Raw genomic sequence first — 11,205 nt, 5'->3', positions numbered from 1 at the left:
CCCGAACTCAGCAGTGAAACGATGCATCGCCGATGGTAGTGTGGGGTTTCCCCATGTGAGAGTAGGTCATCGTCAAGATTAAATTCCGAAACCCCTATCTGCTGACGCAGGTAGGGGTTTTGTTTTTGCCTGCAATAAAAAGCTTTGGCCAAAAAAGGATGACCTGTAAAGGTCATCCTTTTTTGGAGTCCAGGCCCTTAAGCCTCGGGTACTGGGCAGCTCAAATCCCCTTCCTTGCACTTGAGGTAGATCTTGAATGCCTCGACCCGGGCTTTAGTCTGGGCGGTGATGCAGTTGCTGTAGATCAGCGGATAGACGCTACCGCCCTCGACCCCGGAGGCGGAGAAATTGCATTCGGCATCACGGAAACCTATCCAGGCACGCTGCGCCTTGACCAGCATTTGCTTGGCCTCCGGATTGTCCTTCAGGCGTGCTGTGATCTGTTTGTACAAGCTGTTCAGCTCGTTGTCGGCAGCCTTATTTTCTTTGGCTGCGCATTGGTTCATTTCGCCTTGAGTGCTGACGTCGGAGCAGTCGGCGGCTTGGGCTGCGGTGACGAATAGCAGCGGCGTCAGGGCCAGAAACAAGCGTGGGGGCATGTTTGGTCTCTCCTTGAGGGGGTTGAAAACGCCGGAGGAGTTTACATCGCTCCATGCAGTTTTAAAGAAGGTGATCCTGATACAACTTTCTGGTTGGCCTTGTGGTCTTACAAGCCTACTGTTGAAACACAGGAGGTGACTCATGCATTCATCCGATCGCATTGAAAGAAAGATCCTGCTCAAGGCTCCGCGCTCTCATGTCTGGCGAGCCCTAGCCAATGCCGAAGCTTTCGGCCAATGGTTCGGTGTCGCCCTTGAGGGGAAACGGTTTGTGGCAGGGGAGCGTACTCAGGGGCAAATCACTTATCCAGGTTACGAACACCTCATTTGGGACGTAGCGGTGGAGCGGGTGGAGCCCGAGCGGGTGTTCTCGTTTCGCTGGCATCCTTACGCTGTCGAGCCGCAGGTGGATTACTCTCAAGAGTCTGAAACTCGGGTGCAATTCGAACTCGAAGACGTGGATGGCGGCACCTTGCTCAAAGTCGTGGAGTCGGGTTTCAACAACATTCCCGAGGCTCGTCGGCTCAAAGCTTTTCGCATGGACAGCCGTGGCTGGGATGAGCAGATGGCCAACATTGAAGCCTTCCTGAGCAAGTCTTGATTGGGGACTACTGAGGACTAAGGGTTTTCGGAGGGAGTGGTATAGCGAATGTCTTACACGAGATGGTAGCTATGTCGTCTATTTCGTTTTGGATCCGAGGCGTAATCTAGCCTCATCCACTGAAGCACAGGAAGTGCTCAGGATCAGGGACGATCGACCTTGCAAGGAACGCTATCGACAGGGAGTCGTAATGGTCTTGGAAAAACCCGCTTCGGCGGGTTTTTTTTCGCCCGCAAAAAAACTGGGACGGTCCTATAGCGAAACGCTTACACACCGTTGCTGCGTTCTCGTCTTTTTCCAAGACGCCGGTGGGCCTAATCTATGTTCATCCACTGAGTACAGGGAGTGCTCGGGGTCATGGATGATTGGACCAGGCATGGAATGCCGGACAGGGAGTCAAATTGGTCCTCAAAAAACCCGCTTAGGCGGGTTTTTTTTCGTCTGTGAAAAAGTGGCCTGATCATGCCAGGCGCCGGGTCATGGTGCGGTCGGCACCATCGGCAGCCAAGGTCTGGCCTCCCGGCGTCCGATCCGTACCATCAGCGGCCACAGGCTGCTGGTAATCGCCAGCCTGGGTAAAGAAACGGTCTTGTTGCAGGCTCGGCAAGGCAAACGCACTGGCGCTCAGGGCGAAGGTGGTAGCGGCGATCAAGGTGTTGAGCGTTTTCATGGTAAAGACTCCGGTCATATCAAAGGTTGAGTGCCGGGTCGTTCAGATGTCGTGATCTGCTGAACCCGCTGCAGCGGCGACGGTTGTCTTGCTGCATGGGTTCAGATTAGGGGCGAGGCGGGGGCGGGCGTTAGACGGATACTGTCCTGGTTTTGCCTGATCCTGTTTGTGTGCAGGATCAGGCGCTACTGGCTTGCAGCGCCTGGGCACGCAAACGAGCGATATCCTTGCTTGGGGAGGCGCCAAATAGACGGCTGTATTCACGGCTGAACTGCGAAGGGCTTTCATACCCCATCTTGTAACCGATTGACGAAACGTCGCTGCTCTCTGCCAACAGCAACCGTCGGGCTTCCTGCAAGCGCAGTTGTTTCTGGTATTGCAGTGGGCTCATGGCGGTCACGGCTTTGAAGCGGTGATGCAGCGCCGAAGGGCTGAGATTGATCATTTGTGCCAGGCTGTCGATGCTCAGCGGTTCGGTGTAATGGGTATTGAGCCACTCGATGGCACGGCTGATGCGATGGGTCTGGGTGTCGGGAATGGCGATTTCGTGCAAGCGCTGGCCTTGGGTGCCACGCAGCAGCCGGTAGAAAATCTCCTGTTGGACCAACGGCGCGAGGGTGGTGATATCGTCCGGGCTGTCCAACAGCCGCAACAAGCGCAACAGCGCGTCGAGTAATGGCGCATCGATACGGTCCAGGAACAACCCGCGTCCGGTTCTTTCGGCCGGCACGCCGATAGGGCTGGCGTCGGTAATCAGGCGGCAGATCTGAGTCGGGTCGATATCGAGGCGGATGCACAGGTAGGGGCGCTCCGGGCTGGCTTCAATTACCTGGCCGGCCAGTGGCAGGGTCACCGAGACGACCAGATAATTGAGCGGGTCATACACGTAGCATTCGTCCGCCAAGCGTACTTCCTTGCGTCCCTCGATAATCACGCATAAACCAGGCTTGTGCACGGTGTGCAACGCCCCGGTTGTCTGGTCACTACGGATCAGGTGCAAGGCCTCGATGGCCGTAGGATGGACGCCGTATTCCGGCGCAAAGCGCTTCATCAGGCTCGCCAGTTCGGTGCGGCGCTGGCTGACGCCGTCGTTTGGCGCAATGTGGATGGACGTGGATACCGACATGCCGATCAATCTCCCAGGCCAAATTGAGTGGACCGCGCTAGTAAAGCCGATTGCGCGACTGTCGGCCAGAGTCGGTTTTATCGCTACAGGATCGTGCAAGTGCGCAGGAGGATCCGGCTAACCCAGGCCTCGGTCGGTTCCCTAATCTGGACCTGTCAAAGCGCTCCCACCGGGGCAACACATCCAGACGAGGCAACCATCATGTCCGATATTCAAAACAAAGTAGTGGTCATCACCGGCGCCAGCAGCGGGATTGGTGAAGCAGCGGCGCGGTTGCTCGCGGCTCGCGGTGCTCGTGTCGTGCTTGGCGCCCGGCGCATCGATCGTTTGCAAACGCTGGTGCAAGAGCTCGAAACCATTGGCCAGCAGGCGGTCTGCAAAGCTGTCGACGTGACCCGCCGCGAGGATGTCCAGCAACTGATAGACTTTGCTGTCGAGCGATTCGGTCGGGTCGACGTGATCATCAACAATGCCGGGGTCATGCCGCTCTCCAAGCTCGAGGCGCTGAAAGTCGAGGAGTGGGACCGCATGATCGACGTCAACCTCCGTGGCGTACTCCACGGCATCGCCGCCGGCCTGCCGCTGATGCAGCGCCAGCGCAGCGGGCAGTTCATCAACATCGCGTCCATCGGTGCCTACGCCGTCAGCCCGACTGCCGCGGTGTATTGCGCCACCAAGTTTGCTGTTCGGGCGATTTCCGAGGGCTTGCGCCAGGAAGTCGGGGGAGATGTGCGCGTGACGGTGATTTCCCCTGGCGTGACCGAATCGGAACTGGCCGAGAGCATTTCCGATGAAGGTGGACGTGCTGAAATGCGCGAGTTCCGCAGGATCGCCATTCCGGCCGAAGCCATCGCCCGGGCGATCGCCTACGCCATCGAACAACCAGCGGATGTGGACGTCAGCGAACTGATCGTGCGACCCACCGCCAGCCCGTTTTAAACCACGTTTTACCTGACAGGAGATGTCTCATGAGAAAGGCCTTTGGAGACCAGGACAAATTTGTCGGCCTGTGGGTGACGGCCGATGGCGTGATTCGCCATCGACTGCTGCCGGGCGGACGCTATGACGAAGCGCGAGGTTTGCATGAAAGCGCTTACCAGGGCGACTACTGGTTGCAGGACGAGCATATCGAATATCACGACGACACCGGTTTCACCGCCGATGGGGATTTTCGTGAGGGTGTGCTGTATCACGCGGGGATGGTGTTGTATCGCCAGGAGGTGCGATGAGTCCACGGTTGGCTGTGTGGGAGCAGCTTTGCTCCCACAGCACAGCACAGCACAGCCATGCCTGGTTGGGACTTTGCGTTACGCCAGGCCCAACCGCGCCGCAGCACGCTGGGCGATCTGGGAGCGCACCCGGAGCGACTCGGCGGTACGCCGCTGGGCTTCTTCCAAGACGCGCGTTGGTGCGGTCTCCAGGCTACCGGCGTTGAACGGCGGGGCAGGGGCGTATTCGAGCTGCAGTTGGACCCGTTCGGCGGTGTCCTGGTCGAACAGTTCGGCTGCCAGGGTCAAGGCAAAATCGATCCCGGCCGTGATGCCGCCGCCGGTGATCAGGTTGCCATCGCGGACCACGCGATCCTTGACCGGTGTTGCGCCCAGGGTTTGCAGCAGGCTGTGATAGGCCCAATGGGTGGTGGCGCGTTTGCCTTGCAACAGGCCCGCCGCACCGAGCACCAGCGAACCGGTGCACACTGAAGTGATGTACTTCGCCTCGGCGGCCTGTCGCTTGATGAAGGCCAGCGTCTGCTCGTCTTCCATCAGGGGCCCGACACCGGTCCCGCCGGGGACGCAGATCACGTCGAGCTTCGGGCAGTCCTCGAACGTGGTGGTGGGCAGCAACACCAGCCCGGTGCTGGCAGTGACCGGCACCAGGTCCTTCCAGATCAGGTGGACCTTCACGTGTGGCAACGAGGCCAGTACGTCATAAGGGCCGGTCAGGTCCAACTGCTGGACTTGGGGAAATAACAGCAAACCGATCTGCAGCGTCATGTCGCGTGCTCCTTTGGATGATGCCCGAGGGGTGGACGGTTTTACTTTAGATCCGTAGGATCTGGCGTATACGCCAATAAACCCACGAATCACGCCAATATGCCCAACCCACCGAAAACCGTTCATGTACTGGCCTTCGCCAACGTGCAAGTGCTGGATGTCACCGGGCCCTTGCAGGTGTTTGCCTCGGCCAACGACCTGGCTCGCCAGCAAGGCGTGCCGTTGCCCTACACGCCCAAGGTTATCGCGGTGGGTGGTGGGTCGGTGATGTCCTCGGCAGGGTTGGCGTTGTTAGCCGAGCCGCTGCCGAGCGAAGGCAGCGACACGCTGTTGATTGCCGGTGGTTGGGGCGTGTACGAAGCGGCGCAGGATCCGGCGCTGGTGGCCTGGGTCAAGGAGCAGGGTTTACGTTCGCGAAGGGTGGCGTCGGTGTGCACCGGGGCGTTCCTGCTGGCCGCCAGCGGTTGGCTGGACGGGCGGCGCGTGGTGACCCACTGGACCCGTTGCGAACAACTGGCCGAGCAGCATCCGCAGTTGCGGGTCGAACCCAACCCGATTTTCATCAACGATGGCCCGGTCTGGACCTCGGCCGGGGTCACGGCCGGCATCGACCTGGCCCTGGCGCTGGTGGAGGAAGACCTGGGCCGCGCGGTGGCGCTGGAAGTCGCCCGGCAGCTGGTGGTGTTCCTCAAGCGTCCCGGTGGGCAATCGCAGTTCAGCGTGACCTTGTCGCTGCAAAAGCAGGGCAGTCGGTTTGATGACCTGCATGCCTGGATCGCCGAAAACCTCACCCGTGACCTGGGCCTGTCGAGCCTGGCCGCCGAGGTCGGCATGAGCGAACGCAGCTTTGTGCGGCACTACCGCGCCGACACCGGCCAGACCCCGGCGCGGGCGGTGGAGTTGCTTCGCGTGGAAACCGCTCGCCGCCTGTTGTCCGACACCGCTGTATCGATCAAGCGGGTGGCGGTGCAATGTGGCTTCGGCAGTGAGGAAACCTTGCGCCGCAGCTTTTTGCGGGCCATGGGGGTGACGCCCCAGGCCTATCGCGAGCGGTTCGCCGTCAGCCCTCAAGCAGATCCAGCAATGCCTTGAGCGTGGCCTCGGGGGCTTCCTGTGGGATGTTGTGGCCAACACCGGCCAGCACTCGGCGCTCGTAAAAGCCGCTGAAATGCTCGGCGTCTTCATCGTGTTCCGACGCTGGCCCCACGCCGTCGTCGGCACCGCACAGGGAAATGCTCGGTACGCTGATGGTCGGCTGTGCCGCCAGCTGTTCCTCCATCCACTCCAGCGTCGGGTCGCCCGGTGCGTACATGAAGCGATGACGGTAGGAGTGGATCACCACGTCGACGAAGTCCGGGTTGTCGAACGACGCGGCGCTGAGGGGATACCGTTCGGCGCCACGTTTCCAGGTCGGTGACCACAGGCGCCAGAGCAACTCACACAGTTCACGTCGGTTCTGGGTCAGGCCCTCGACACCCCGCGCGGTGTGGAAATAGTACTGGTACCACAGGCGATGTTCGGTTTCCGGGGCCAGTGGCTGCTTGGATCGTGGAATGTCCTGCAGGTTGTAGCCATCGCCAGTCACCAGGCAGCGAACGCGCTCGGGCCACAGCGCCGCGACGATACACGCCGCCCGACCACCCCAGTCGTAGCCGCACAGCGCCGCTTGAGGGATGGAGAGTACGTGCATCAGATCCAGCAGGTCCTGGGCCAGGGCCGCTTGCTGGCCGGAGCGCAGGATCGCCGGGTTGTTGAACCGGGTCGGGCCATAGCCGCGCAGGTAGGGCACGATGACCCAATATCCACGCTGAGCCAGGGCTGGTGCGACTTCATCGAAAGCCCTGGGATCCTAAGGAAAACCGTGCAGCAGGATGATGGGTTCGCTGCTGGCGGGACCGTGTTCTTCGTAGGCGATGCGCAACAGCGGCGTCACGGCGAAGTTGACCTTGGGATTGAGGTTCATGTTGGCCTCCGACATTGCCCGGTTGCGCTCAGGCGGGTTCCTGGTTCACGTATTTGGCCCGGTCCGGCGTGAACGTCACAATCATGTTTGTGCCGGAGCAAGTCAGGGTGCGCTCCTGGGTCAGATCGATGTCCAGGTCTTCACCGCGCAGGCCCTGCCATTGGGCGAGGTACTTGAGACAGCCGAATTTTTCGTTTTTCTTCAGGCTGCGGCTGACGCCACCTTTCCAGCCCAACACCGGCAACTCACCGGCCAGGCAGCGTTGCGCCAGTTCGGGAAACTTCACCGCGCGCTCGCGGCCGATTTCCCAGCATTTGATCAGGCCCCGGTCCTGGCCCTCCCAGAGGTCTTCGCGGGTCAGGCCTGTTCGGGGTGGGGTGGTGATGGGGCGTTTGATATGGGGCATGTCAGGTCCTTGGGTCGGGTTTTTATCGGGCAGCTCCGCTGCACCCGTGAGAGCATCGATCTTAGGAGGGGTTTGGGGGGCTGGCAACTCGAAACGCTGTGTAACGATAAATGGGGCCGCAGGAGCAGGTAGGAGCTGGTAGGAGCTGTCGAGTGCAACGAGGCTGCGATCTTTCCCCTAACACTTGAATCCCAAGCGAAAGATCAAAAAAACGTCCGAACGCGGCCCGAGCCTTCGGCAGCTCCTACAAGGTGCAGCCCAGCGGGGATAAATCCCCCCGCCACAGCGGTGCGGTGTTCCTACAAAAAAATAGGCAAACCGGAATTTTCTGACGAGTCGCGGCGGTTGCCGGTTCGGAAATAGCGGGGATAGGCTTTGTTCATCGCTGCAAAATCAGCGACCGGGTTTGGTCGCCCGGGTTTAGAATGGCGCACTGTGCCGCACGAGCGGCTGTCTGCTTTATGGCTGACTGTGCGTGGGAGGGCTTCGGGCCCTGCCGGGTTTCCATTCCCTGGTCGACCAACCTGCGTACAGTTCGCCACCCCTCTGCTTGGTCGCGGAAATGGCGAACTCCACTTTCGAATGGAGATTCATATCATGGTCAAGATCACCCCCAACCCTCCACGCGCCGAAGACCTCTCTGCCTACACCACCCTCGATTCAAAAAAACTCCGCGAAGCCGCCGACCGTGCGCTGAATATGCATTTGTCGCCCGCCCCGCCCAAACCCGACACCCAGGACGGCCAGGTTTTTACCGTGGTTCCCGGACTCAACACCGAATCGGTGCTGACCACCCTCAGCGAAACCCTGGCCTCGGCCGATGCGCTGGTCAGTGACCTGGGGTTCGAGCTGGAAGGTTCCCGGCGGCACGTTGCGCTGGGGATTCAGCAATTGATCGAGCTGGCCAGGTTGCTGGCTAATCGAGCGTTGGATGACATCGAATTGGCCGACTCAGCACGGTAGTAGGAACTGTGTAGGAGCTGTGTAGGAGCAGGTAGGAGCTGTCGAGTGCAACGAGGCTGCGATCTTTCCCCTAACACTTGAATCCCAAGCGAAAGATCAAAAAAACGTCCGAACGCGGCCCGAGCCTTCACCAGCGCCTACAGAGCCCAGCGGGAGCAAGCTCCCTCGCCACAGGGACTGTGTTCAGTCTGAAGGGCAACTCAGCTCACGGCTGCCAATGAGTTTTCTCCCCGCTCAACTTGCGATCCAGAAAGCTCGCCGCGCTGATCAGCGCAAGATGGGTCAGGGCTTGGGGAGTGTTGCCCAAGTGGTAGCCGTGGCTGTCGAATTCTTCGGCGTACAGCCCCAGCGGGTTGGCGTAGCGCAGCAGTTGTTCGAATTCCAGCTGGGCTTTTTCCACGCGGCCGGCGCGGGCCAGGCATTCCACGTACCAGAACGAGCAGGCCGCGAATGAGCCTTCGATGCCGCTGAGGCCGTCGATGGGGCTGTCGTCGTTGCGGTAGCGATAGACCATGCCGTCGCGCACCAGGTTTTTTTCGATGGCATCAAGTGTCGAGAGCCAGCGCGGGTCGCGGGCGCTGACGAAGCGCACCAGCGGCATCAACAGCATCGAACCGTCCAGGGCGGTGCTGCCCAGGCGCTGGATGAAGTGCTGGCATTCGTCGTTCCAGAAATTTGTCCAGATGTCTTGGTAGATAGCCTGGCGGGTCTTGTCCCAGCGGACGAACGGGGCGGGTAGGGAGCGTTTTTCGGCCAGGCGGATGGCGCGGTCGACGGCGACCCAGCACATCAGCCGCGAATGCAGGAAATGCTGCTTGTCGCCGCGCATTTCCCAGATACCCACGTCGTTGTTCTGCCAGACCTTGCACACCTGGTCGACCACCTCGACAGTGTGTTTCCAGCCTTGATGGGAGATGGCTTCGCCGTATTTGTTGACCAGGTACACCGCGTCCATCAGCTCGCCGAAAATGTCCAACTGCACTTGTCTGTAGGCCAGGTTGCCGATGCGTACCGGCCGCGCGTTGCCGAAGCCGCTCAGGTGTGGCAGCTCGGTTTCCGGCAATTCCAGCCTACCGTCCTGGCCGTAGAGGATGTTGAGTTTGATCGGCTGGCCACGGCAGTCGCTGACCCGACCGCGCAGCCAGCGCATGTAGGCGTTGGCTTCTTCGACGAAGCCCAGGCGCATGAACGCGTAGACGGTGAACGAGGCGTCGCGGATCCAGGTGTAGCGATAATCCCAGTTGCGCTCACCGCCGCGAGTTTCCGGCAGGCCGAAGGTGGCGGCGGCAAGGATGGCGCCGTGTTTGCGCGAGGTCAGCAGCTTCAGCGCCAGGGCCGAGCGGTTGACCACTTCCCGCCAGCGTCCCCGGTAGGTGGACTGGGCGATCCAGCCGCGCCAGAACGCCAGGGTGCGTTCCAGGCAAATCGCGCTGACATCATCCTGAAGGCGCGGGTCGTCGATGCCACCCAGCAGGAATTCGGCGCTCTGGCCTTGCGCCAGGGTGAACTCGGCCGTCGCCGCATTGCCGTCCAGCGTCATGGGCTGGTCGGAGCATAAGCGCAGGCTCGGTTGCCCCGGCGCCTCGAAACAGATGTGGGCAGCGTCCTGGCGCGCAGTGGTGGCGGCCCGGGCGTAGTCATGCCGCACGGCGCAGCGCATGCGAAACGTCGCGCTGCCGACGGTCATGTGCACTTTGCGCATCAGCAGTGGCAAATCATCCTCGCTGTCGCCGATGGGCAGCAGGTCGGTGACTTCCACCACGGCGCCGTCGCTCAGCCAGCGGGTTTGCAGCACGTTGGTGTCGGGCAGGTAGAGCTGCTGGCGACGGGCATTCGGCAGGTCCGGGGCCAGTTGAAAAATACCCGCTTCGGGCGTATCCAGCAGCGAACAAAAGATCGACGGGCTGTCGAATTCCGGCCAGCAGAAAAAGTCGACACTGCCTCGGTCATTGACCAGCGCAGCGCTGCGCATGTCGCCGATGATGCCGTGGTTCTCGATAGGGCTTTGTGGTTCGTGATCGTTAACCATTGTCGCGGAACCTCGGATAAAGGTTCATCCCGCCATCAATGAACAGTGTGGTGCCCACCACGTAATCGGACAAGTCCGAGGCCAGCCAGAGCACCGCGTTGGCGACGTCCTCCACATCGCCGACGCGACCGTAAGGAATCAGCTCCAACAGTTTCTGCTCCTGCGCGCCCTCGGTGGCGTCCCGGTTGATGGCCGTGCGGATGGCGCCGGGAGCGATGCTGTTGATGCGGATGCGCTGGTGGCTGGTTTCCTGGGCCAGGCTCTGCATCAGCAGATCGACACCGCCCTTGGACGCGGCGTAATTGGCGTGGCCCGCCCAGGGAATGCGCTGGTGCACCGAACTCATGTGGATGATCTTGCCAGCGGCCCGGGACACGCCTTGGCGAATGCCCTGGCGGGTGAAGATCCGCAGGGCGGCGCGAGCGCAGAGGAACTGGCCAGTGAGGTTGGTGCCGATCACGGTGTTCCAGTCTTCCAGGCGCATGTCGACGGTGGCGGCGTCTTTTTGCAGGCCGGAGTTGGCGACCAGGATGTCCAGCGAGCCAAACGCTTCAAGGGTCTGGGCGAACAGCCGCTCGACGTCCGGCTCCTTCGACACATCGGCACCGACGGCGATGGCGTGGCCGCCGTTGGCGTTGATTTCACGGGCCAGCGCTTCGGCCGGGCCGGCGCTGGAGTGGTAGTTGATTACCACCGCGGCACCGGCGTCTGCCAACGTCCTGGCCGAAGCCGCACCAATGCCGGAACTGGCGCCGGTGACCAGGGCAACCTGTCGGGCGAGGGATATCTGCATGGTCTAGCACCTTGAACGGGGGGCCTTACCTGCTGACTGGCGTGAGGTGGGTGGAGTTCAT

12 protein-coding genes, 1 rRNA gene and 1 pseudogene are annotated in these 11,205 nt (G+C 61.0%); 6 read left to right on the top strand and 8 right to left on the bottom strand.

Annotated elements, in window-relative coordinates:
• Positions 1-78, top strand: a 5S ribosomal RNA gene (rrf, locus tag AACY42_RS28860); the annotation flags it as partial.
• A 119-nt stretch (positions 79-197) separates the two neighbouring features.
• Here rrf and AACY42_RS26730 read toward each other — a convergent pair.
• Positions 198-599, bottom strand: a complete 402-nt coding sequence (locus AACY42_RS26730; RefSeq protein ID WP_339483443.1) for a lysozyme inhibitor LprI family protein — start codon at positions 597-599, stop codon at positions 198-200.
• Positions 600-741: 142 nt separating this feature from the next.
• Here AACY42_RS26730 and AACY42_RS26725 point away from each other — a divergent pair, with 142 nt between their 5' ends.
• Positions 742-1,200 (top strand): SRPBCC family protein, encoded by a 459-nt coding sequence (locus tag AACY42_RS26725; protein WP_339483442.1) that lies wholly within the window; start codon positions 742-744, stop codon positions 1,198-1,200.
• Positions 1,201-1,660: 460 nt separating this feature from the next.
• On the opposite strand, the gene AACY42_RS26720 is transcribed toward AACY42_RS26725, so the two are convergent.
• Both AACY42_RS26720 and AACY42_RS26715 read right to left on the bottom strand, forming a co-directional pair.
• Positions 1,661-1,870, bottom strand: a complete 210-nt coding sequence (locus AACY42_RS26720) for a hypothetical protein (protein WP_339483441.1) — start codon at positions 1,868-1,870, stop codon at positions 1,661-1,663.
• Positions 1,871-2,048: 178 nt separating this feature from the next.
• Positions 2,049-2,996 (bottom strand): AraC family transcriptional regulator, encoded by a 948-nt coding sequence (locus tag AACY42_RS26715; protein WP_339483439.1) that lies wholly within the window; start codon positions 2,994-2,996, stop codon positions 2,049-2,051.
• Between the two features lie 201 nt (positions 2,997-3,197).
• On the opposite strand from AACY42_RS26715, the gene AACY42_RS26710 reads away from it, so the two are divergent.
• Complete coding sequence (locus AACY42_RS26710; protein WP_339483438.1) at positions 3,198-3,935, top strand: SDR family oxidoreductase; 738 nt, start codon at positions 3,198-3,200, stop codon at positions 3,933-3,935.
• 29 nt (positions 3,936-3,964) lie between these two features.
• Positions 3,965-4,225: an Atu4866 domain-containing protein gene (locus AACY42_RS26705; protein WP_339483436.1), complete on the top strand. Its 261-nt coding sequence runs from the start codon at positions 3,965-3,967 to the stop codon at positions 4,223-4,225.
• A 78-nt stretch (positions 4,226-4,303) separates the two neighbouring features.
• Here the strand turns inward: AACY42_RS26705 and inhA are convergent, their stop codons facing one another.
• Positions 4,304-4,990, bottom strand: coding sequence for an isonitrile hydratase (inhA, locus tag AACY42_RS26700; RefSeq protein ID WP_339483435.1), 687 nt, complete (start codon positions 4,988-4,990; stop codon positions 4,304-4,306).
• A gap of 99 nt (positions 4,991-5,089) precedes the next feature.
• On the opposite strand from inhA, the gene AACY42_RS26695 reads away from it, so the two are divergent.
• Positions 5,090-6,082, top strand: a complete 993-nt coding sequence (locus AACY42_RS26695; protein ID WP_339483434.1) for a GlxA family transcriptional regulator — start codon at positions 5,090-5,092, stop codon at positions 6,080-6,082.
• On the opposite strand, the pseudogene AACY42_RS26690 reads toward AACY42_RS26695, so the two are convergent.
• Positions 6,051-6,953 (bottom strand): annotated as a pseudogene (locus tag AACY42_RS26690) (alpha/beta fold hydrolase). The gene AACY42_RS26695 and the pseudogene AACY42_RS26690 sit on opposite strands and share 32 nt — an antisense overlap.
• A gap of 28 nt (positions 6,954-6,981) precedes the next feature.
• Positions 6,982-7,359, bottom strand: a complete 378-nt coding sequence (locus AACY42_RS26685; RefSeq protein WP_339483433.1) for a hypothetical protein — start codon at positions 7,357-7,359, stop codon at positions 6,982-6,984.
• 597 nt (positions 7,360-7,956) lie between these two features.
• On the opposite strand from AACY42_RS26685, the gene AACY42_RS26680 reads away from it, so the two are divergent.
• A complete protein-coding gene (locus tag AACY42_RS26680; protein ID WP_339483432.1) occupies positions 7,957-8,322 on the top strand; it encodes a DUF6124 family protein in 366 nt (121 codons plus the stop codon).
• Between the two features lie 205 nt (positions 8,323-8,527).
• Here the strand turns inward: AACY42_RS26680 and AACY42_RS26675 are convergent, their stop codons facing one another.
• Positions 8,528-10,351, bottom strand: coding sequence for a glycoside hydrolase family 15 protein (locus AACY42_RS26675; protein ID WP_339483431.1), 1,824 nt, complete (start codon positions 10,349-10,351; stop codon positions 8,528-8,530).
• Positions 10,344-11,144 (bottom strand): SDR family oxidoreductase, encoded by an 801-nt coding sequence (locus tag AACY42_RS26670; RefSeq protein ID WP_339483430.1) that lies wholly within the window; start codon positions 11,142-11,144, stop codon positions 10,344-10,346. The genes AACY42_RS26675 and AACY42_RS26670 overlap by 8 nt, the downstream gene beginning before the upstream one ends.
• Positions 11,145-11,205: the final 61 nt, after the last annotated feature.

The sequence above is a fragment of the Pseudomonas sp. RL_5y_Pfl2_73 genome (genome assembly GCF_963970515.1).
In the GTDB taxonomy this organism is placed as follows: domain Bacteria; phylum Pseudomonadota; class Gammaproteobacteria; order Pseudomonadales; family Pseudomonadaceae; genus Aquipseudomonas.
The sequence above is the reverse complement of the archived record's forward strand: the minus strand, read 5'-3'. Positions and strand labels throughout refer to the sequence as shown.